This is a genomic window from Marinobacter salicampi (assembly GCF_011074795.1).
GTDB classification, from domain to species: Bacteria; Pseudomonadota; Gammaproteobacteria; order Pseudomonadales; family Oleiphilaceae; genus Marinobacter; species Marinobacter salicampi.
Genome location: NZ_JAAMPF010000009.1, coordinates 63,604 through 83,707 on the forward strand (window position 1 = coordinate 63,604; position 20,104 = coordinate 83,707).

Below are 20,104 nucleotides of genomic sequence, written 5' to 3' on the forward strand. Positions count from 1 at the left end.
GTTGCTTTGCCGAAAACAACTCAATGACGCGGGCCATCGTCATCCGGAGACGAGCTGTCATACGGTTTGACGTAGTAATCCTTTTTCTCCACTGTTTTCACTTCCGGATGTTCAATGCGATTTTTGCGGCGGCCCCGATAGAGCCAGTAGACCACGGCGGCGCCGATAATAATCAGGATGATCCATTTCACGTCCGTTCCCTCCCTGGTTGTATATCTTTTATTCAGACATTTGCACGGTGGCCCGTCAATGCCAAAACCGCAAAACCGGACAGCCCTGATTACTAAGGAGTCGGTCCCGGTAGGGTTAATCAAAAAATTAGGTGCTTTTCACACCGGGTGTCGTCAATACTGAACGAAGTGCGCAACCTTATTGCGCGGTCTGGCAGGGAAGGCGGTATCTGTGATTCTGAATAAACCCAAGCAGCGTCATTACGACGTTGTTATCCTCGGCAGTGGTCCCGCCGGCATTACCACGGCGCTTGAGCTATCCAAGGATCCCGCCCTCAGAATTGCCGTTATCGAGAGTGGGTTGCTGGAGCCTCACCCAACCATCCGGACTCTGGCCAATGTTGATTTAAACGGCGATTTTCCCCCCGATTACTTTCCCATGCACACCCAGCGCTGTTTTGGGGGCACCTCGACCATCTGGGGTGGATTTTGTGCGGTGCTTGAGAGGCGGGCCTTCACTGCCCAGGAGTGGCCTATTCCTTATGAGGAGGTTGACCGCTGGTATCCTGCTGCTGCGGAGATTATTGAGCTCCCAGAGAAGGCCTATCGTCAGCCGACGGACGCCATCGAAGGCACATCGGAACTGGTCTACAAGCCCTTCTACCTGAGCCCGCCGGTCCGATTCAATGAAAAATACCATGCCTTTTTCCAGCACGACCCCCGCGTTGACCTGGTACTCGGCACCACCGGGACACGACTGGTAAGCCGGGGGCGCAGGGTCACAGCTCTGGAGTTGCGGGATTCTTTGGCGCCCCGGCTCCCACCAACGGTCGTGTCGGCTGACCGGTTCGTACTTGCCTGTGGTGGGGTGGGCAATCCGCGGGTGCTGCTGCTGTCTGACCTGGTCGGTCAGATGCCTGTCGGCCTGGGTCTGATGGAACATCCACACCTCTACGCGGTGGCCCAGATGTTTCTGGATCGGGACCGGCTGCCAATTAGCACGGAGAAAGACCCGCGTGTGGTGCATGCTTTGCAGCTGGCAGACAGCTATTGCATCGAGCGCGGGGTACTGTCGTTCAGTGCTGATTTCAATGTGGAGCAGATGGCCCCGACCGTGCTGTTGGGCAAGCGCCGAGAGATGCTGCTTACCCCGGTCACCCTTCGGACCGAGATTGCCCCGGATTTCCGGAATGCCATAAGTAGCAGCGACCAGCGCGATTACCTTGGGCTGCCGTTGCCACGGGTCGATTTCCACTACCGTTACCGTGATCTTGCCCTGGAAGGCTGGCAACTGTTCGGTGAGGCCCTGCTGCGCTCGGGGTTGGGACGGCCTTCTGTGCTGCAGCCCGAATTCAAAATACGTGATGGAGGCCATTTGATGGGTACGACACGGATGGGGCACTCGATGTCAGATTCCGTAGTCGACAGCAACTGTCGCGTGCACACGACGGATAACCTCTACGTGGCCGGGTCGTCGGTTTTCCCGGCCGGCGGCGCCTCCAACCCCACCTACACCATTGTGGCAATGGCCTTGCGCCTGGGCGCGCATCTTGCCAGCCTCTCAGGAGGGAATGCTCATGGATAGGCGCACCCTGATTGTTGGTCTTGGCGTTGCAGCCACGTGGTTCAGTATCAGCGGTTGTGCTGGGCTTGTGTTCAGCGGGCGTTCCTCTGAGCGTGCTGGAACAGCGGCGGTCAAAACGCCTCTGGATAAACAGCTAGCAGAGCTCGCAGACCCGTTTTTTCACGATTACGCGACGGGAAAGTCTGTGGATACGCTCTTCTCAGAGATGGCCCGAACCGGCGTAATCTCAACACAGCACGGCATAAACCATGATAAGTTGGCCAGCATGGCGCGTTATGAGCCCCTTAGGCGCTATAAGGGATTTTATTACACCCAGACCGAACTCGACCTATATGCGCTGGCCTACCTTGACACCGACACATACCCGGCCAGTTAACCGGGCTGGCCGCACAGGCAAAAGGTAGGCCTGGGAATGGTTTTGGTGGTTTACAGGTATCCCGTCCTCTTCTACTCTCAAAGGAGGACCCTCGAATAATGTTGAGAAAGCGGAGGATATGCTGATGAGTAAAGCGCTGAACGGGAAGTTCACTTCGAAGGACCAGGCCAAGAACGTTTGGGACGATCTGATCGGGTCGGACATTCCTCAGGATAATATTTTTATTGATCACGACGAGCAGGTGATCAGGGTAATGATCCCAACTGAAGAGCGAAGAGAGATAGAGGAAATTTTTGATCGCCACGGATTGACCTATTGAAAAAACGGAACAGATTGCTCTTTTGCTCATACACTGTCGCGATGCTTGCTTCTCTTGCATTGTCCGGTTCTCTTGTGGCCGCCGAATGCGAGATTGACGAGACCGACCAGGCTTTGCTGGATCGAGTAAATGAAGCCCGCAGCCAGCCCCGGCAATGCGGCGATGAGGACTTCGGGGCGGCAGAGTCGCTGTCGTGGGACTGCAAGCTGGAGGAAGCCGCCCGGGCCCATTCTGAGGCCATGGCAAAGCTGGAATTCTTCAGTCATATCGGCCCTGATGGTGTTCAGATCGGCGAGCGGGTGAAGAACCGGGGCTATAGCTGGATGGCCGTGGGCGAAAACATCGCCGGGGGCCAGAAATCGGTCGACGATGTTGTTGACGGGTGGCTCTCAAGCCCGGGACACTGCTCGAATATCATGAGTACCAAATTCACTGAAATGGGGGCGGCAAGGGTCGAGACCCCGGGCTCACAATATTCCCCCCTCTGGACCCAGGTTTTTGCCCGGCCGCGTTAACCTGCACCACATGGTCAAGTCCTCACTCTGGCAGGTCATCGTCGCCCTTGAACAGGCAGGTAGTTGGGCCAAAGGGAACGGCTTCGAACAGGTCGGTGGAAAATATCAGGCTATCAACCCGCTTGCGGGGATCACCCAGAACGAAGGTGGTTTTGCCGGCACGATCCATTGCATCGGCGATGCGTTTGCTGCCGAGCTTGTTGACGAATGCTTTGCTGTTGTACTGATCGACACCTAACCAGGCCGCGTCCATTGAGGATGCGAGCTCAGGTACCTCATCGTCCTCAACCAATTGCACGGTGACATCCAGCTTCTGCAGATCCCGGTACTGAGCCACGCCCTCGGCGCCGGGCTCTGATCGCGTCTGCCAGACCTTCAGCCCGCCGTAATGCCCGTCAACGCGTCTGACGGCATCCAGTAGCATGCCGCTGCGGCTGTGGAGCAGGATGTTGCGGTTACTCCAGTTGCGCGCGTCAATCAGCTGGGCCGCCACCCTGCGAGGCAGGTCGGTCCAATGCCGTTCATAGTCGTTCAGGGTCTGGAAGAAGGCTGGACCTACGGCGGGTTCCAGCGTATCGAGCAGGTGGTGCACCACCGCCATCGATTGATCGACCTGCCTGAGCCGGGTAAAAGCGCGATTCAGTAGTCGCTCGTCAGGGTGTTGATCTTCAAGGCTATGGAAAGCAGCCTGTATACGCTTCACGAGTTGCGAAGAACCACTCTCCTTGTCAGCCACGATGTCTTCTATCTGCTGCTCAAACGTCATGGAATACCCCACTTGATAGCGATTGACGGACGTTCTCATGTGCCTTTTGTTTCCCGTTAGAGCTGATTAGCGAATGTTCATCCGCTAAAAACCAATGGCGACGTATGATAGGCGGACGAAATTTATCAGTTCGCGCAACATAGCGGGTGCCTGCCCCAAGTTCGCCGGGTGGGGACACCGATGTGTATCGCGTTGGAGATCAGACGATGATGCGCCCGCTGAGGACGCTTGACCAGTACCTCGGTCGACTCAAACCCGCCGGTAGACTGACCGTCGCTCTACTTGGGGTTCCTGTAGTCGGGGGCCTGGATTATCTGACTGGCAACGAAATCTCCACATCCTTGCTTTACCTGGGCCCCATAGCCCTGGCGGCCTGGTACTCTGGTCGTCTGGCCGGATCTGCGGTGGCTGTCCTCTGCTGTATAAGCTGGTTTCTTGCAGACCTGGCTGACGGTACTCAGTACTCACATCCGGCGATTCCGTACTGGAATTCTCTCATACGGCTAGGCTTCTTTTACATCACCGCTGTTTTGCTGTCCAAACTCCGCTCTAGTCTTCGCGACCGTGAGCGTCTTGCCCGAACCGATAGTCTGACCGGACTGTATGTGAGGCGGGAGTTTGATAGCAGGCTCAAACATGATCTTGCCATGGCCCATCGCTCCGGCAGCGCGCTCACGCTCGCGTACGTGGATGTGGACGACTTCAAAGCTGTGAACGACATCCACGGTCACGCCGGCGGAGACCAGGTGTTAAGGACTATTGGCCGGATTCTGGGCGGCTCCGTTCGCGAGGCTGACACGGCCGCGCGGGTCGGTGGTGACGAGTTTGCCCTGATTCTGCCCAGTACGGATGGCCCAGGGGCCCGGCAGGCTATTTCCACCCTCACGCAAGAGCTTCAGGATGCGCTCAGGGCAAATGACTTCGAGGTCACCTGCAGCATTGGTGTAGTGACGCTTCTGGATCCGGCGATATCGCCGGAGCAGGCGATCGCAGCTGCCGATGAACTGATGTACCAGGTCAAACTCCAGGGCAAGGGTGCGGTCGCATTCAACGTGCTAGGGGAGTCTGCCCGACCGCATACAGTACGGAAAAGCGGGACAGACCTGTCTTCGCCGGAGCGTAAAGGTGAGCGCTAGCAGCATACGCTAGCCAAAGGGCCAAACTCGCCTTGCGATCGTGGCAGTGTCCAATAGACTGTTATTAACTGCTTAGCTTCTATGGCAGCCTGAAGAGACACATTCGCCAACGATCAAAAGGAAATGACCGTGCCCCCTAGCTCCCGTTTACCCTGCGCCGCCGCACTGACGTTCATGCTGATCACCGGAACTGCCATGGCCGCTGACCCGGTCGTGGTTTCTTCCAAGATTGATACCGAAGGTGCCGTGCTCGGCCAGATGATACTGCAGTCCCTGGAAGAGGCGGGTATCCCGGTGGAGAACCGGCTTCAGCTGGGTGCGACCAGCATTGTGCGCAATGCCATCAAGGCCGGTGAGATTGATCTTTACCCGGAGTACACCGGCAATGCCGCCTTCTTCCACGACCAGGCCGACCGGGATATCTGGAAAGACGCCGACAAGGCTTACGAAGAAGCTGCCAGCCTTGATAGGGAGGCGCACGATATTGTCTGGCTGGAGCCGGCCCCGGCGAATAATACCTGGGCGATGAGCGTGCGGGGTGACCTGGCCCGGGAGCACGACCTCAATACCCTCGAAGACCTCGCTGACTATATCAACGAAGGCGGCGCCTTCAAGTTTGCTGCCAGTGCCGAGTTTGCCGAGTCCGCCAGTGCGTTGCCCGCGTTCCAAGAAGCCTATGGTTTCAAGCTGGCGTCCGACCAGTTGCTGATTCTCTCCGGCGGCAATACTGCGGCCACACTCCGGGCGGCTGCCCTAAATGACAACAACGTCAACGGCGCCATGACCTACGGGACCGACGGCGGCCTTAATGCCCTCGACCTGAAGGTGATGGAAGATACCCGCGGTGTGCAACCGGTCTACCAGCCTGCGCCCGTCGTGCGTGCCGAGGTGCTGGAAAGCTACCCCAAGATCCGTGAAGTGCTGGAACCCGTATTCGAATCTCTGGACCTGGAGACCCTCCAGCGTCTGAATGGTGAAGTGGCGGTGAACGGGGCGCCGGCCAAAACCGTTGCACGGGACTATCTGGATTCCCTGGGCCAGGACTGAGGGTTGGCCACCCCGGGGCATGTTTCAGGCCAGGCCTTGCCTAACCGGGTAATCCCGGCGCTAGGGTTGCTTGCCCTGGCGCTGGTATGGCTAATGGAGCTGGGCACCATCCAGCCTAACCGTATCGTACCGGGTACCGGCCATGGCCTCCTGTCGGCAGTTGGCTGGCTCGGGGCTGGGTTGGTGACGGGAGCACTGGCTGGCGCCATTGTATTGTCCTTTTTGTCACTGCGTCGGCGCTATTGGCTTCTTCTTGGTGTCGTGGGTCTTTCACTGGCATTGATGCCGTTGTTGCTGGATGTGTTTGCCCTACGGCATTTGCCTGAGAATGCGCCCTATGCGCGTTCGTCCATCGGGGCGGGATTCTGGTGCCTGTTGTTTCTGCTTTCGCTGATGCTGATCGAGATCCTTGGCCGCCTCAGGGCAGGGCGATCGCTCCAACTGATGCTGCTGGTGGTGATCGCGACAAGTTGGCTTCTGCTGCTGGGGGCAGAGGGGCTTGAAAGCCTGTCGCTGGTAAGGGAGTTCAACGCCCGGCCTGACCAGTTTGAGCAGGCGCTTCGGACTCATCTGGCCCTTGCCTTCGGTGCCGTGGCCATCAGTGCTGTCGTGGCCTTCCTTCTCGCCCTCAAGATGATCCGCAGTCCCGGCTGGCAGCGGCCCATCCTCGGTGCCGTCAGCTTTCTGCAAACCATTCCCAGCCTGGCGGTATTCGGCCTGCTGATTGCGCCGCTCAGTGCGCTGTCGTCGGCTTTTCCGGCTCTGCAGTCGCTGGGCATCCGTGGCATCGGCTGGGCACCGGCTGTGCTGGCACTGATTGCCTACAGTCTGCTGCCCATGGTGCGCAATACCTACGTGGCGATTAACGGCGTGCCGGAACACCTGGTTGATGCGGGCCGGGGGATGGGCATGACGGAGCGACAGCTGTTCCTGCAGGTGAGATTACCGCTGGCGCTGCCGGTGATAATCGAGGGCGTCCGCATCACAACCATTCAGGCCATTGGCCTGACCGCGGTTGCGGCCCTGATCGGCGCTGGTGGCTTTGGTGGTTTTATCTTTCAGGGGTTGGGGGAGGCGGCCATGGACCTGGTATTGCTTGGCGCTTTGCCCACCATCGGCCTGGCGCTGCTGGCCGACGCCCTGCTTACCATGCTAGCTGCCAGCCTCAGGCCGACCCCGGCGACGACCTGATATGGAAAAGGAGCGGTGCGGATGATCGAACTGAAAAATGTAACCCGTCGCTTCGGCGAGACAGTCGCGGTGGACAACATCAACCTGACCATCGAAACCGGCGAGGTCTGCGTGCTGGTGGGCAGTTCCGGCTGTGGCAAGTCCACCACCCTGCGCATGATCAACCGCCTGCTGTCCCACAGCGATGGTGACATACTGGTGGATGGCCAGGACATCACCACCATGAATCCCCAAAAGCTGCGGCTGAACATGGGGTATGTGATTCAGGGCACCGGGCTTTTCCCCCACTGGACCGTGGCCCGCAATATCGCCATGGTGCCCCGTCTCCTGAAGTGGCCGAAAGAAAGAATCGACGCACGGGTCGACGAGCTCATGACGCTACTGGGTCTTGATCCGGCCATCCACGCCGATAAATTCCCCCAGCAACTGTCCGGTGGCCAGGCTCAACGGGTGGGTGTCGCCCGGGCATTGGCAGCGGACCCCAACATCCTGCTGATGGATGAGCCTTTCGGAGCAGTGGACGCCATCACTCGGGAGAACCTGCAACTGGAGATGCTGCGAATCCAGCAGCAGGTCCGCAAGACCACCGTGTTCGTGACCCATGACATTGATGAAGCCCTGAGACTGGCCACCCGTATCGCGGTGATGGACCAGGGGCGGATCATCCAGCATGACACCCCCGAAAACATTCTTCGCAGACCGGCTTCTGACTTTGTGGAAAACCTGGTTGGCAAACAGGACCGTGGCCTGAAACTGATGAGCCTGCGGCCGGTGCGGGACCTGATGACAGCCCATGCCACCCCCAGGCCGCCTGAAGCCGGGGCAGAAGGGCTTAAAGAGGAAGACAACGTTCGGCTGGCCCTGTCGGTCATGCTCTGGCGGGACCTGCCCCAGCTTGCGGTTATCAACGCCCGGGGTGAGGAAACAGGGTTCATTACCCGCGATAGCATCATTGGGGCAGGCGCCTGATGCGCGTCTGGCTGCCACCGTTTCTGCTGATTTTGCTGCTGTGCGGGCTGAGCCTTGCCATGCCCATGCTGGAACCGGTGTTTCACTGGATGCAGCCCGATAAGCAAAGCGTGATCTATGACCGTGACAGCTTTCTGTTCCTGTTGCAGAACCACCTGATGTTGGTTGGGATATCTGCGGCCGTCGGCACGGTTGCCGCGGTTGCCGGCGGCATCATCGCCACCCGGCGGTCGGGCCGGGATTTCCTGCCGTTGATTAGCCAGGTGGCCTCCATCGGCCAGACCTTTCCGCCGGTCGCTGTCCTCGCGCTGGCGGTACCGGTGCTCGGCTTTGGTGAAGCACCGATTCTGGTGGCGCTGATCCTTTACGGCCTGCTGCCTATCCTGCGCAACACGCTAGCGGGCATCGAGGGTATCAACCCTGCGGTGCGGGAGGCCGGGCTGGGTATGGGCATGTCGCCGCTGCAGGTGCTGGTCCGGGTCGAGTTGCCGTTGGCAGGGCGGGTCATACTCGCTGGCATCCGCACGTCGGTTACCATCAATATCGCCACTGCCGCCATCGGCTCAACGGTAGGCGCGCGCACCCTCGGTGATCCGGTGATTGCCGGACTGGTAAACGGCAATACCGCCTACGTTCTGCAGGGCGCGATTCTGATCGGGCTGCTTGCGCTGACTGCCGACAGCCTGTTTGAGGCACTGGAGCGAACCTGGGAGCGTAAGGTTTCACCGACAGCAACCGTAGCGTGAACGCAGATCTCAATAGCCTGCCAACCGCAGCTGCCATATTTGCCTCCTTCCTGTGGGTGAGCTGCACGCGCTATCTTACCCAACGAGAGGCGAGGCCGGTGCCGCTCATGGCTGCCAGGGCAGTTGGCCACTAGGTTGGCCTGAAATAGCCATGTTCGAGGGCGGTAGCACGCAGTCTTTTGATCCCGAATTCAGGGTCCGGACTCCGGGCCAGTGTGTTGGCTTGTGCTGTCACTGGTATAACTACTAGTCTTGATAGTAAGCAGGCCTGAGAGGTGTTCAGGCTCTTCAGCCATGAACGAATCGAGTGATGTTCAAGGGGAGGGCACCATGTTAGACGTTGATCTGGATGAAAACGAAGGAATAGCAATCTTTCGGCCCGAGGGTTCCCTGGACCAAGCCGATTTTGACTATGCGGCCAATCTGGTGGACCAGTATCTGGAAAAGCATGAGGCCTTGAGGGGCCTGATCATCAGTACCCGTGACTTCGGGGGTTGGGACTCATTTTCGGCTTTGGTACGGCACCTGCGTTTCGTGCGTAACCATCACCGGCAAATCGGCCGCGTTGCTCTGGCCACGGATTCTGCAGTCGGGCAGCTGGGGGAGAAGCTTGCCGATCATTTCGTCGCTGCCGAAATCAGAAGTTTCCCTTTCGACGACATGGTCGAGGCCCGGCGCTGGGTTCTGGAAGCGCCGGTAAAATAGCTCTGTCCCGGGTTTCCCTTAAATAGCTCTGTCCCGGGTTTCCCTTAACCGAAAACCTGCATGAACCGCCGTTGCTGTCGCAATGCATAGTCGCTGCCAACAGCCCGGAGCCGCACCCTCTGCCCCGGCAGGCATTGGGCCAGGCGGCTGGCGGCCAGCGGCGTCAGGTTGCCCAGGCGGGGGTAGCCGCCAATGGTCTGCCGGTCGTTCAGCAGTGCGATGGGTTGGCCGTCCGGCGGTACCTGGACTGCGCCCAGCGAAATCCCTTCCGATACCATCGAGCTGATAGAGCATTGAAGCCTGGGTCCGGTTAGCCGAACCCCCATGCGATCCGCGCGCTGGTCCACCTGCCAGCCGGTGTTGAAGGCATCAAACAGACTGCGCCCAGAGAAGGCTGCGACCTGAGCCCCTGGTATCAGGTCCAGGGTGTTGGTCTGGCGGTAATCTGGTTGTTCCGATTCCGGCGCTACCTGATCCGTCGGGGTGGCGCTGGCCTGGTTCATCGTGAGCCTGTCGCCTTCACGCAGACTGTTCCCCTGGCCGTCAAAGCCTCCGAGCTGTTCCCTCGGGACACAGGCGACACTGCTCAGCACGGGCTCACCACAGAACCCACCGGCCACGGCCAGATAGGCCCGCAAGCCATTTTCAGGCGTACCGAACCTCAGCGTATCGCCGGCATTGATAGCTAGGGTTCGCCATCGGGGTGCCGGTTGCTGGTTGTGGCTGATGCCCAGGTTGGCACCGGTCAGCGCAATGGTCAGATCCCGCTCGGCCACCAGTTCCAGGCCACCAAAGGTAATTTCCAGCGCCGCCGTTCCCCAGGGGTTGCCAGCAAGGCGGTTGGCCCAGGCCCAGGCATGCAGGTCTGCCGGGCCGCCCTGGGTTACGCCCAGCTGCCGGACCCCGAAACGGCCGGCGTCCTGCAGCAGGGCGAGAGGGCCGGCGCGGGTCACGCGGAACCCGGTCAGACTGTTTTCATTCATCGTCCGGCCCCCCGTAAGTGGCTGGGGTGTTATCGGCGGTATCGCCGCCCAGTGACTCGAACTCCTCCTGATCCACGGGCACGAAACGTACCCGGTCGCCAACCCGAAGCAGGCTGAACCCGTCACGATTGCGATCAAACAGGCGGGCCGGGGTTCGACCGATCAGGTTCCAGCCGCCGGGCGTAACCACAGGGTAGGCGGCGGTCTGCTGGCCGGCAATGGCGACGCTGCCAGCGGGTACCTTTTTCCTCGGGGTGTCCAGGCGCGGGCAGTTGAGTGAGGCGTCCAGCAGGCCCATAAAGGCAAAACCGGGGGCAAAGCCCAGGGCAAAAACCCGGTATTCCCGGCTGCTATGGGCGTCGATGACTGACGCCACCGACAGCCCGGACAGGTCCGCAACCCGCTGCAGGTCGGGGCCAGCCTCAGGGTCATACCAGGTGGGCAGTTCGTGGAGCTTTCCCCCAGTGTCGGCTTCGGCTGGCTTGAGGATAGCCAGTAAGCCTGTCAGCTTTTGCCTGGCTTCGCAGGGCGTCAGGCGGAGCGGATCAAACACCACCAGTAGCGTGGTATAGGATGGCACCAGGTCCACCAGGGCGTCATCGAATGCTGCCTCGCACTCCTTGGCGAGCGCCGTCAGCCACAACAGGTTGTCTACCTCGATACTGTCGAACAGCCGTACCATCCAGCCATCAAGGCCAGCTCTTTCAAGGCAGGGTAAACGTGACTTCATGGTTGCCCGCCAAGCGCGTTCAGCATGTCACGGATAGCGCGCACGGAGGCCACCGACTCTTCGTTATCGCCATGCACACACAGTGTGTGCGCGTTAAGGATGAGCTCACTGCCGTTGCTGGTTGTCAGTGGTTGGCCAGTGGCGATGCGCCGGGCCTGGTCAAGAATAATGTCGGGGTCGTGGTGCACCGCGCCGGGCAGTGCCCGGGAAACCAGGCGGCCATCAGCATCATAGGCGCGGTCGGCGAAGGCCTCGAACCATAAAGTAATGCCGTGCTCCTGTGCCAGTTGCTGTATCTGGCTCGTATCACGAGTTGCCAGGGTCATCACTGGCAGGTCCGGGTCATAGGTTTTGATAGCCAGGGCAACGGCGGCAAAGACCTCCGGCTTGTGGGCCATGTCGTTATACAGGGCGCCGTGGGGTTTCACATAGCGGACTACGGTGCCTTCAGCACGACACATGGCTGCCAGGGCCCCTACCTGGTAGAGCACCAGGTTCTCGATTTCCGCAGCTGAACAGATCATGGAACGTCTTCCAAAACCGACCAGATCCGGATAAGCCGGGTGGGCACCGATGCCAACGGAATGTTCTGCCGCCATGCGAACTGTGCGCCGCATGACGTCCGGATCAGAGGCGTGAAAACCGCAGGCAATGTTGGCCAGGTCCACATGGGGCATGACATGGTGATCCAGCCCCATGACCCAGGACCCGAAGCTTTCCCCCATGTCGGCATTCAGAAGTAAAGGTTTCATGGTGTCCTCTTATTGGCATAAACCTGTTGGCATAAACCGCCATGTTGGCTCAGAAGATGTTCGAGCGCTCGTACTGTTTGGGCCACTCGGTGTTTTCCGCTTTCAAGGCCGCCTGCGCGAAAGCTGCCCAGTCTGGCGATAGCCCTAGCAGCTCAGGCATAGATAGTGCACCGCTCCCCCGATGAGCGTAAGCAACCGGAGCCGGCCGGAGCTGGCAAGGCCGTCTTCCCATCCGTGTTAATAATTGAACCTTCGTGGATTTTCGGTTACATCTTTCACTTGGGCCTGACGCGGAATCATTTCCGCCATCCCTTTAACTTAAAGAACAGGAGCTCGGCAATGGCGGAATCATCACTCAAGGAACAATTGGGCAACGCGGTGAAAGACGCGATGCGAAACAAGGATAAAACCCGCCTGGTCACCCTGCGCATGGCCCAGGCCGCGGTCAAGCAGATCGAAATCGATGAACGCCGGGAACTGTCCGATGAAGACGTTCTCAAGGTGCTGGACAAGATGCTCAAGCAGCGCCGGGATGCTGCCAGTCAATACGACGCCGCTGGTCGTGAAGAGCTGGGCGACAAGGAGCGGGCGGAAATGGTGATCATTGAGGAGTTCATGCCCAACGCCCTGACCGAGGATGACCTGGACGCCCTGATCCGCATGTCGATCAGTTCGACCGATGCCCAGGGGATGCAGGACATGGGACGTGTCATGAACGACCTTCGCCCTCAGGTACTCGGCCGGGTGGATATGAGCCATCTGAGCCAGAAGGTGAGGGCTGCGCTGGCGGGTTGAGAATCGGCTGGCGCGGCCTGATGCTCTTCATTTGCGTCCCCAAGAGGTTCTGCTCAGGCGGCTAATCCGTGTAGATCATCTTCCGGGTCATGCCGCCGTCGACCACGAAGTTCTGTCCGGTCACGAAACGGGCCTCGGGTGATACCAGATAGGCCACCATGGCCGCGACGTCAGCGGGTTCGCCGACGCGGCCGCTGGGGTGCTGCTCATGGTCGGAGGCTGACAGGGGCGTCGGCTTGGCGGGCGCATTGGCCTGCCAGCCCCGGACATCGATCCAGCCCGGGCTTATGCTGTTGGCCCGCACTTCCGGGCCCAGACTTATGGCCAAAGCGTGGGTGAGGGCGATCAGGCCACCTTTGCTGGCGGCATAGGCCTCGCTATGGGGCTCGGACTGCAGGGCGCGGGTGGAGGCTATATTAACGATGCTACCCTGGCTCTCGCGGAGATGCGGCACCGAATGTTTTGCCATTAGGAAGGCGCCGGTCAGGTTAGTGTCGATTCGCCGCTGCCATTGGGCAAGCTCAAGCGTCTCTATGGGGCCGGTGTCCGGATCCGCGATTCCAGCATTACTGACCATCGCGTCCAGCCGTCCACCCCATTTCACGGCTTCCGCCAGCGCTGATACCACCTCGGGCTCCCCGGACACATCCGTTTTGATCAGGTGCAGGTTCTCGGGGTTTCCGAAGTCCTCTTTGCATGAGCGGATGGCCTCTGCATCCAGGTCCAGGACCACCACCCGCCAGCCCCTGTTCAGGAAATAGCTGGCCATGCCCTTGCCGATGCCCTGGGCACCGCCGGTTATGAGTATGACGGGGGATTGATTTGCCACGGTTTTGGCTCCTTGTGATCAGAAAGTAGTAAGCCGGGCATCCGGTGCTGTGAGCTGCCAGTCAACGATACCACATTAACAAACGGGTCGACGCGGGCTTGAGAACAGGCTCGTACCCGGCAGATTCAGAAGCCCTGGCGGCGGCCGGCAGGCTCCCAGGCAGGCCGAACCCATTCGCTACCTGCATAAGCAAAAGCTATGCTGGAGGTACTACGGAAACGCAAGTTCCTTCAGGTTGTATCTGCTCTTTCCGGACGTGGTTACGTCTGCGCTTTCATAACCGCCCTACCGCCCGTTTGAACCCAAGGCCAGCACAATGAAAACGATACCCGAACTTCCTGCCTTCCCCGACATTGCACTCGAAACAGCCCCGTTACAGGCCGATTCCTGGGCGCCAGAGGAGCGCGCGGCGCTGATAATTCTCCTGCCGGAGGACACGACTGAAGCTTTTGCGCAGACGCCCTGGGCTGACTTCCTTCGCGATCGCCTGGGCGACTTGCCAGACAAAACCAATCCGGTGGTACTGACCGCACCATCGGGTGTTCGCACCGCCATCGGGTTCGTTGCACAAGGGACTTCCAGCTTCAAGACGCTGAGTCTGGCGAGGAAGCTGGTGGCGCCCCTGCTCGCTGAAAGACCTGAGCAGATCCGGCTGATCTCCCTGCTCGAGAATACTGCAGTGGCCGGGGCCGCGGCAGAAGCTGTGGTGTCAGCGGTCCATGCCGCCTTGTTCAGTTTGCCGAAAATCAGCGGCAAACCGGATCAGCCTGCCACCCTGAAACGGCTTGTATTTACCGGCGAGTTCGCCACTGCGGATTTTCACTACGCGACCGCGACCGCTGAAGGCAACAATCTTGCCCGCTGGCTGACTCACCTGCCAGGCAATTACCTGACCCCCGCTCTTTATCGCGACTATATTCAGTCGCTGGCCGCTCAGGAGGGCTGGCAGGCAGACTTTATTGACCAGGACAGGCTCGAATCTTTGGGTGCCGGCGCTTTCCTGTCGGTGGTTGAGGCAAGCCCCAACCGTGATGCCGGCATCATGCACCTCAAATACCGGCCCGAAGGGGCAGAAGGGCCGGCGCTGGCGGTGGTAGGCAAAGGTATCTGTTTTGATACCGGCGGCGCCAACCTGAAGGTGGGCGGCGGCATGTTGGGCATGCATGGCGACATGCAGGGCAGTGCCGTTGCTCTGGGCACACTCCTAGCCTTGACCCGTCTGGGCTTTAACCGGCCGGTGGACTGCTGGTTGCCCCTGGCGGAAAACCACATCGGACCCAATGCGGTGAAATGCAACGACGTGATCACTGCCCTGAACGGAACCACTATCGAGTTGATCAACACCGATGCCGAAGGGCGTATGGTACTCGCCGACACCCTGACCCTGGCCTGCCGTGAAAACCCTGCCGCAATTCTCGACTACGCCACCCTCACGGGGGCAGTGGTAGCGGCGCTGGGAACCCGCATGGCGGGCGCCATGACCAATCGCCCGGACTGGGTGGGTGCCATAATTGATACCGGTCAGCAGTGTGGTGAGCGGGTGTGGCCGATGCCCTATGAAGATGACTACGACGAAGACCTGAAATCAAAAGTAGCCGACACACTGCAGTGCCGGAAAACAGGCGCTGGAGACCATCTCTATGCGGCGCGTTTCCTGGGTAGTTTCGTCAGCGAGACAGTTGGTTGGGTCCATGTGGATATGGCCTCATCAGGTACCCACGAGGGCGGCCTTGCCCATATACCGACCGATCTTCAGGGCTATGGTGTGCGGTTCGGCGTCCAGTGGCTCCGTTACCTTGCACATCAGTAGATGAAACCCTGGGCATGAGCCTGATTGCCCTGACCGGTATGACCATCGGGGCGAAACCGCTTCCGGGATGACAGGCAGGGGTTCCGGGAGTGCATGGCAGCGCCCCTTTCGGAGGCGCTTTGCCATCTTGCCTGCATTACCAGCCGAACCTTACGCTCCCCAGAAGGGCGTCCCCCAGACGTTGATCGCGGGTGCCCGTCGCCAGATCCCGATACCTGACACGGGTATCCACACTGACCCCAAGACCCAGGACCACCGTAGGCCACGCCCCTTCACCCATGCTTATGCGGTATTTCAGCTCCGTTCGCCACTCGCGCAGATAGAGTGCGCTTTCAACCTGGCGGGCCTGGTCAAGTGTTGCCCAGCGGTCCCCCCTGCGTTCCAGTGTAAGCTCAAATCGTCTGCCAGGACTCTGCCATCGCAGCATGACAGGCAGGTCCACCAGCCAGTGGCCAATGTCAGTTCCCCGCTCCCAGCGCGCCCGCGGAATCCACTGGAACGACCCAAAGCGATGGTCGCCGCCGAAGCCCAGACTCAGGGGCGAGTCTTCGCCCAGGTTCCGGAACATCGCCACTCGGCCATTAATCACGTCACCATGAACATCCTGGTATTTGAACATGTTTGAGGTACCGGCGAAGCCTGCCCGGGCTTCCACGCGGTAAAGCCGGTTTTGCCAATGCCCTCCGACCATAAACCGGTGCAAGTGGCCATTGTGAGCCGGCTTACCGGTCCCGATGCCCAGCGGCTGGTAATCGTAATCAACAGCAAACCCACCTGTATCATCCTGGTGATGCCAGCCCATTCCTCGCTGGGACCGGCTCACTTCATTAGCTGATGGCCCCTCGTTCGGCCAGTCGTAAGGCTGCCACTGACGGTACAGCAGGTAGACGTCTCCGGAGGCCTGGACAGCCCGCGGCAGGGTAAGGACGACGACAAGAATTGCCGCCAGAGGTGAAAATTGCGAAAACCGGGACCGCTTCGTTTGCTGATTCATGGCTTCCTGCCTTCTCGCCGCTCCCTTGAATTACGTGTTCCGTGCACTTAACTATAGAAGATAGTCACGTCGAACAGCTGATCAAACTGATCGGTTGACAGGGAGAACCGCGATGCACGTATTCATTGCCGGAGCCAACGGTAAAATCGGCCGCCACCTTTTGCAGGAAATGGCAGACAGCGATCATGAGGCGCGGGCGATGATCAGGGATCCGGACCAAGGGCCCGAATTGCAGCAACTGGGTGCCACGGAAACTGTGCTGGGCGATCTGGAGCAGGATTGTAGCGAAGCCATGAGAGGCTGCGGTGCGGTCATTTTTACGGCCGGTTCAGGGCCACACACCGGGCCGGAAAAAACCGTGGATGTGGATCAGGACGGCGCCATCCGGCTGGTGGATACTGCCAGGGCCATGGGCATAAAACGCTTTATCCTGGTGAGCAGCATGGGTGCCGGGGAGCCCGAAAAGGGGCCGGAAAAGCTCCGTCATTACCTGCAGGCCAAACACAACGCTGATGAGCATCTGAAGGCGAGCGGGCTGAATTACACCATTGTTCGTCCGGGCCAGCTGACCAATGATAACGGCACGGGAAAGGTTACCATGACTGCCGGGGCGGAAGAATTCGGCAAGATTCCACGGCAGGATGTCGCCCGGGTTCTGCTGGCGGTTCTGGATTCGGACAACACCGCCAATCGGGTCTTTGGCGTGGTGTCCGGCGACACGCCGGTGGCGGAGGCATTGACCAAACTGTAGCTGGCCGGGGCGCCTAGAGATCGATCGCTGCCGCTTTGGTCAGAGGCGTCGCTCTGTCCCGGACTGATCAGTCCTTCCTTCGGTCTGTCAGACTGGCGGGTCAGTCGCCCCACATGCGAACGGTGCCGCCGGTATTGAAGTTGCCTTGAATGTTGATCTCGTTTAACAGCTTGGTGCCGGCTTCGGGGGTGCCACTACCGTTCAGGTATATATCTTTGAAGCTCAGGCCATCGCCGACGAAATTGATCCTTTCCGGCAGTCCCACCAACATGGCGCCATCCTCTTCCACGTCTATGGTCAATGGTCCTGTCACGTCCATCGCAAGGGACATCTCATTGGCGAAGAAATGGGCTTCACCGCCACCGCCATGTTGGCGGGTAACGTAGTCCAGTTTGAAGCCGATGGTGCGACGACCGTCGCTTTCGTCCTCGGGGGTGGCCTGATTGTCAACACTGGCCGGGCCATGAGCGTTCATTCGCAGATGGGGAATCTCGATGGAAATGCCGCTCTGGCCAGACACCCCGGCAAGCTCACCTTCCGGCATGGGGCGCAGTTCTGCCTGGGCAGAGGTTGACAGCGTCAGAGCCAGGCTGATGCAGAGCACCGGGAATGTCACCGGGCGGTTCGTGTCGTGGTCGTTCATGGTGCTCTCCTCACTGGCCGTCCAGGTTGAAAATCAGGTGGTCCAGGGTGACCCCCTGAATGCGGGACTGGCTGGCCTGGCCCCTGGTCATCTGGGTTTCCATGGTGAGACTCGCTTTCGGGAACTCAGCATCGTAGGCCAGGCTGGCGGTGTCGGGATGGCCGGAGGCACCGGGTTGCAGCGTTTCCCCAAGACTGCCTGTAAACGGTTGCGGATCGCTGTAGGCGAAACGCCAGCCCCTGGGCGTGGCCTCAATGGTGGCCGAGGTCATCTGCAGGTTCTTCAGGGAGAAATCTCTGATGACCAGGTCCCGGCTGGCGCTGAACTCGCCGTCGCCGGCCCCCGGCTCGAACAGCATCCTGTCGAGGCTCACCTCCTCCAGGTTGACATTAAGCAGCAGGCCCTGCCGCGAGGGCGCCAAAGCACTGCCGTCGTCCACCTTCGCACTCCGGATCTTGTAGCCCGCCGGTATACCGCTGACATCCAGATGGCCGGTGAGGGCCAGATTCTCGAGGCTGATATGTCCGAAATCCAATTGATCTGACGGCGTACCGCCGGCGGCGATATTGCGGTCATTCGGGTCGACCGCATCCGGATTGCCATAAACCGCCTGGAAAGCCAGGTCTACGTTGCTCCAGGCTGCCTTATCCGGAAATCCGATCCGCAGGTACTCGCGCTCACCTAGGCTCTTACCGTCGGGGATGATCAGGCCTAGCAGGACGGAGTTGACCGAGGCGTTGGCGCTGGCCGTACCAAGGGTCAGGGGTGAAGTCAGGGTGCCGATATTGTCAGCCGTGAACTGGAACTGTTTCAGCCCCAGGGAAGATCCGTCCGCCCCCACGACATTGATGCTGCCGGCTTCAGCCTCGCCAGGCACAGGCGTGCCGGAGAGCTTGATGTCCTCCAGCACGAAGTTGAAATTGCCCTGGGCTTGAGCCTGGCTCATCTGCTCATCACTGAGCTCTTCCATGGCAAGGGCCGGGCCTGAAACCAGCCAGCAACCCAGAGCCGCTGTCAGGACGCCTCTTGTTGTTCTCATGATCTTCTCCTTTTGGCCCTGCCGGGTGGTGGCCGTTGGTGCCAGTCGCGGCTTGCAGTCAGGCTCAGAAAGTCGGGTGATACCTTTGCCGTGGATTGTCGTCACCGATTCCCAGCAGGATCTGGGACAGCGCGGCCGTGGTATTGGTATGGGCTTCCACATAGCCCGCGGTCCGGTCGTTGGGGTCGTTAAAGGGCATCACCATGTTCCAGCCCGGCAGGTCGGCGCGGCTTTGGGGAATGACGCCCTCCAGGTGCTGGGACCATAGGGCGCCATTGACCGAGCCGTCCTCGTTAACGAACGAGTTGCCGCCGCCCTGGGTCATGGAAATGTAGAAATTTTCCACGTTGTGGAAGTCGAGACTGACCACATGCTCAAGGTTCAATTCTTTACCGCCGCGTGCCTGGAGCGAGGGGTCGATGCCGAGCGGCTCAGTAATGGGTTCAAGCAGTCCGGTGATCGGGTCGAGCACGCCCGCAGCCGGCTCCAGGGGGCCGCTGGTATTGTTGGGCACGCGACCGCCGGGCGGCGGGTTCTGGGGATAGTTGCCGGTGCCATCGGGCGGCTGACCCGTACCAACCGTGACGAAGGTATCCCGGGTGCCGGTGCCATAGAGCTGAGAGAGAATGACGCCCCCGAGCTCGGGTATCAGACTTACGGTTTGGATATACCCGGAGCTGGAGTCGATGGTGGCCGGCGAATGGCCCTCGGCCTTGCCGAAGCCGATACGAATGCCGCGGATGGTATCCGGGCCGTTGGCATGGTGCTGCTTCTGGATCTCGATATAGGGATCCTCGAAATAAAACGGGTCCTTGGCGGAGTTGCCGAAACCGAAATTACGCAGGCTGTTCTCAGGGATGCCCTGGCCATCGGCGGTCTTGTAGATGGAGTTGTTGCTTCCATTATAGTCGCCCAGGGTGAATTCCTCGGCGTAGGCGTGCAGCTCACCGCTGCCATTGATCTGTACCCGGTGAACGGTGGCGTCCACCTGTTCGGTAACCGTGCGGGTTTCCTCCCGCGTGTGGCCCAGCAGCGTGGGGGTGTACTCCACGCCGGTAAGCTGGCTGAGTTCGTAGTTGATGTCCGTGGCTGAATACTGCAGCGCGGTACCGCCCGTAACGTCGCGCATTTCCTGATCGGCGAGAGGTTTCAGTTCAGCCACAGTCGCATTAGCTGCAAGTAACAGTGGACTGATCAGGGAGAGGGTACGCAAGGAATCCAGGTTGCGCATCTGGCTGTGCCTCCTTTCTTGT

Annotated in this window: 23 protein-coding genes; 13 read left to right on the forward strand and 10 right to left on the reverse strand. The window is 59.8% G+C overall.

Annotated features, from left to right (window positions below; all coding sequences use genetic code 11):
* Positions 1–20 precede the first annotated feature (20 nt).
* A complete protein-coding gene (locus G7W63_RS03935) occupies positions 21–191 on the reverse strand; it encodes a DUF2304 domain-containing protein (protein WP_166253461.1) in 171 nt (56 codons plus the stop codon).
* 211 nt (positions 192–402) lie between these two features.
* Between G7W63_RS03935 and G7W63_RS03940 the strand changes: the two genes are divergently transcribed.
* From G7W63_RS03940 to G7W63_RS03955, 4 genes are all read left to right on the forward strand, one after another.
* Positions 403–1,755 (forward strand): GMC oxidoreductase, encoded by a 1,353-nt coding sequence (locus tag G7W63_RS03940; protein WP_166253463.1) that lies wholly within the window; start codon positions 403–405, stop codon positions 1,753–1,755.
* A complete protein-coding gene (locus tag G7W63_RS03945) occupies positions 1,748–2,131 on the forward strand; it encodes a hypothetical protein (RefSeq protein ID WP_166253465.1) in 384 nt (127 codons plus the stop codon). Before G7W63_RS03940 ends, G7W63_RS03945 begins: the two co-directional genes overlap by 8 nt.
* A 124-nt stretch (positions 2,132–2,255) precedes the next feature.
* Positions 2,256–2,450 (forward strand): hypothetical protein, encoded by a 195-nt coding sequence (locus G7W63_RS03950; RefSeq protein WP_166253467.1) that lies wholly within the window; start codon positions 2,256–2,258, stop codon positions 2,448–2,450.
* Positions 2,451–2,524: 74 nt separating this feature from the next.
* Positions 2,525–2,965, forward strand: coding sequence for a CAP domain-containing protein (locus G7W63_RS03955; RefSeq protein ID WP_207308877.1), 441 nt, complete (start codon positions 2,525–2,527; stop codon positions 2,963–2,965).
* Positions 2,966–2,987: 22 nt separating this feature from the next.
* On the opposite strand, the gene G7W63_RS03960 is transcribed toward G7W63_RS03955, so the two are convergent.
* The gene (locus tag G7W63_RS03960) at positions 2,988–3,770 is read right to left on the reverse strand and encodes a translation initiation factor eIF-2B alpha/beta/delta subunit family protein (RefSeq protein WP_166253471.1); all 783 of its coding nucleotides are present in this window, start codon (positions 3,768–3,770) and stop codon (positions 2,988–2,990) included.
* Between the two features lie 167 nt (positions 3,771–3,937).
* On the opposite strand from G7W63_RS03960, the gene G7W63_RS03965 reads away from it, so the two are divergent.
* The 6 genes from G7W63_RS03965 to G7W63_RS03990 all read left to right on the forward strand — a co-directional run bounded on the left by G7W63_RS03965 (position 3,938) and on the right by G7W63_RS03990 (position 9,525).
* Positions 3,938–4,867: a GGDEF domain-containing protein gene (locus tag G7W63_RS03965; RefSeq protein ID WP_166253473.1), complete on the forward strand. Its 930-nt coding sequence runs from the start codon at positions 3,938–3,940 to the stop codon at positions 4,865–4,867.
* A gap of 174 nt (positions 4,868–5,041) precedes the next feature.
* Complete coding sequence (gene osmF, locus G7W63_RS03970) at positions 5,042–5,914, forward strand: glycine betaine ABC transporter substrate-binding protein OsmF (RefSeq protein ID WP_166253665.1); 873 nt, start codon at positions 5,042–5,044, stop codon at positions 5,912–5,914.
* 93 nt (positions 5,915–6,007) lie between these two features.
* A complete protein-coding gene (locus tag G7W63_RS03975; RefSeq protein WP_166253668.1) occupies positions 6,008–7,105 on the forward strand; it encodes an ABC transporter permease in 1,098 nt (365 codons plus the stop codon).
* 21 nt (positions 7,106–7,126) lie between these two features.
* Positions 7,127–8,074: an ABC transporter ATP-binding protein gene (locus G7W63_RS03980; RefSeq protein WP_166253475.1), complete on the forward strand. Its 948-nt coding sequence runs from the start codon at positions 7,127–7,129 to the stop codon at positions 8,072–8,074.
* Positions 8,074–8,820 (forward strand): ABC transporter permease, encoded by a 747-nt coding sequence (locus G7W63_RS03985; RefSeq protein WP_166253477.1) that lies wholly within the window; start codon positions 8,074–8,076, stop codon positions 8,818–8,820. The genes G7W63_RS03980 and G7W63_RS03985 overlap by 1 nt, the downstream gene beginning before the upstream one ends.
* A 330-nt stretch (positions 8,821–9,150) precedes the next feature.
* Entirely contained in the window at positions 9,151–9,525 is a 375-nt protein-coding gene (locus G7W63_RS03990; RefSeq protein ID WP_166253479.1) for a SpoIIAA family protein, read from the forward strand.
* Between the two features lie 44 nt (positions 9,526–9,569).
* Here G7W63_RS03990 and G7W63_RS03995 read toward each other — a convergent pair whose 3' ends face one another.
* Genes G7W63_RS03995 through G7W63_RS04005 form a run of 3 tightly spaced genes read right to left on the reverse strand, consistent with a single transcriptional unit; the run spans position 9,570 to position 11,990 of the window.
* A complete protein-coding gene (locus tag G7W63_RS03995; RefSeq protein WP_166253481.1) occupies positions 9,570–10,508 on the reverse strand; it encodes a 5-oxoprolinase subunit C family protein in 939 nt (312 codons plus the stop codon).
* Entirely contained in the window at positions 10,501–11,238 is a 738-nt protein-coding gene (gene pxpB, locus G7W63_RS04000) for a 5-oxoprolinase subunit PxpB (RefSeq protein WP_166253484.1), read from the reverse strand. The genes G7W63_RS03995 and pxpB overlap by 8 nt, the downstream gene beginning before the upstream one ends.
* Complete coding sequence (locus G7W63_RS04005; RefSeq protein ID WP_166253487.1) at positions 11,235–11,990, reverse strand: 5-oxoprolinase subunit PxpA; 756 nt, start codon at positions 11,988–11,990, stop codon at positions 11,235–11,237. Before G7W63_RS04005 ends, pxpB begins: the two co-directional genes overlap by 4 nt.
* Before the next feature lie 339 nt (positions 11,991–12,329).
* On the opposite strand from G7W63_RS04005, the gene G7W63_RS04010 reads away from it, so the two are divergent.
* A complete protein-coding gene (locus G7W63_RS04010; protein WP_166253490.1) occupies positions 12,330–12,785 on the forward strand; it encodes a GatB/YqeY domain-containing protein in 456 nt (151 codons plus the stop codon).
* A gap of 61 nt (positions 12,786–12,846) precedes the next feature.
* Here G7W63_RS04010 and G7W63_RS04015 read toward each other — a convergent pair whose 3' ends face one another.
* A complete protein-coding gene (locus G7W63_RS04015; protein ID WP_166253493.1) occupies positions 12,847–13,614 on the reverse strand; it encodes an SDR family oxidoreductase in 768 nt (255 codons plus the stop codon).
* A gap of 316 nt (positions 13,615–13,930) precedes the next feature.
* Between G7W63_RS04015 and G7W63_RS04020 the strand changes: the two genes are divergently transcribed.
* On the forward strand, positions 13,931–15,424 hold the full coding sequence (locus G7W63_RS04020; protein WP_166253496.1) for a M17 family metallopeptidase: 1,494 nt from the start codon (positions 13,931–13,933) through the stop codon (positions 15,422–15,424).
* 136 nt (positions 15,425–15,560) lie between these two features.
* On the opposite strand, the gene G7W63_RS04025 is transcribed toward G7W63_RS04020, so the two are convergent.
* Positions 15,561–16,418: a hypothetical protein gene (locus G7W63_RS04025; protein ID WP_166253499.1), complete on the reverse strand. Its 858-nt coding sequence runs from the start codon at positions 16,416–16,418 to the stop codon at positions 15,561–15,563.
* 112 nt (positions 16,419–16,530) lie between these two features.
* Between G7W63_RS04025 and G7W63_RS04030 the strand changes: the two genes are divergently transcribed.
* On the forward strand, positions 16,531–17,169 hold the full coding sequence (locus G7W63_RS04030; RefSeq protein ID WP_166253502.1) for an SDR family oxidoreductase: 639 nt from the start codon (positions 16,531–16,533) through the stop codon (positions 17,167–17,169).
* A 100-nt stretch (positions 17,170–17,269) separates the two neighbouring features.
* On the opposite strand, the gene G7W63_RS04035 is transcribed toward G7W63_RS04030, so the two are convergent.
* The 3 genes from G7W63_RS04035 to G7W63_RS04045 all read right to left on the reverse strand — a co-directional run bounded on the left by G7W63_RS04035 (position 17,270) and on the right by G7W63_RS04045 (position 20,082).
* Positions 17,270–17,812 (reverse strand): DUF6160 family protein, encoded by a 543-nt coding sequence (locus tag G7W63_RS04035; RefSeq protein ID WP_166253505.1) that lies wholly within the window; start codon positions 17,810–17,812, stop codon positions 17,270–17,272.
* Positions 17,813–17,822: 10 nt separating this feature from the next.
* Complete coding sequence (locus tag G7W63_RS04040) at positions 17,823–18,851, reverse strand: hypothetical protein (RefSeq protein WP_166253508.1); 1,029 nt, start codon at positions 18,849–18,851, stop codon at positions 17,823–17,825.
* A 64-nt stretch (positions 18,852–18,915) separates the two neighbouring features.
* Positions 18,916–20,082: a hypothetical protein gene (locus G7W63_RS04045; protein ID WP_166253510.1), complete on the reverse strand. Its 1,167-nt coding sequence runs from the start codon at positions 20,080–20,082 to the stop codon at positions 18,916–18,918.
* Positions 20,083–20,104: the final 22 nt, after the last annotated feature.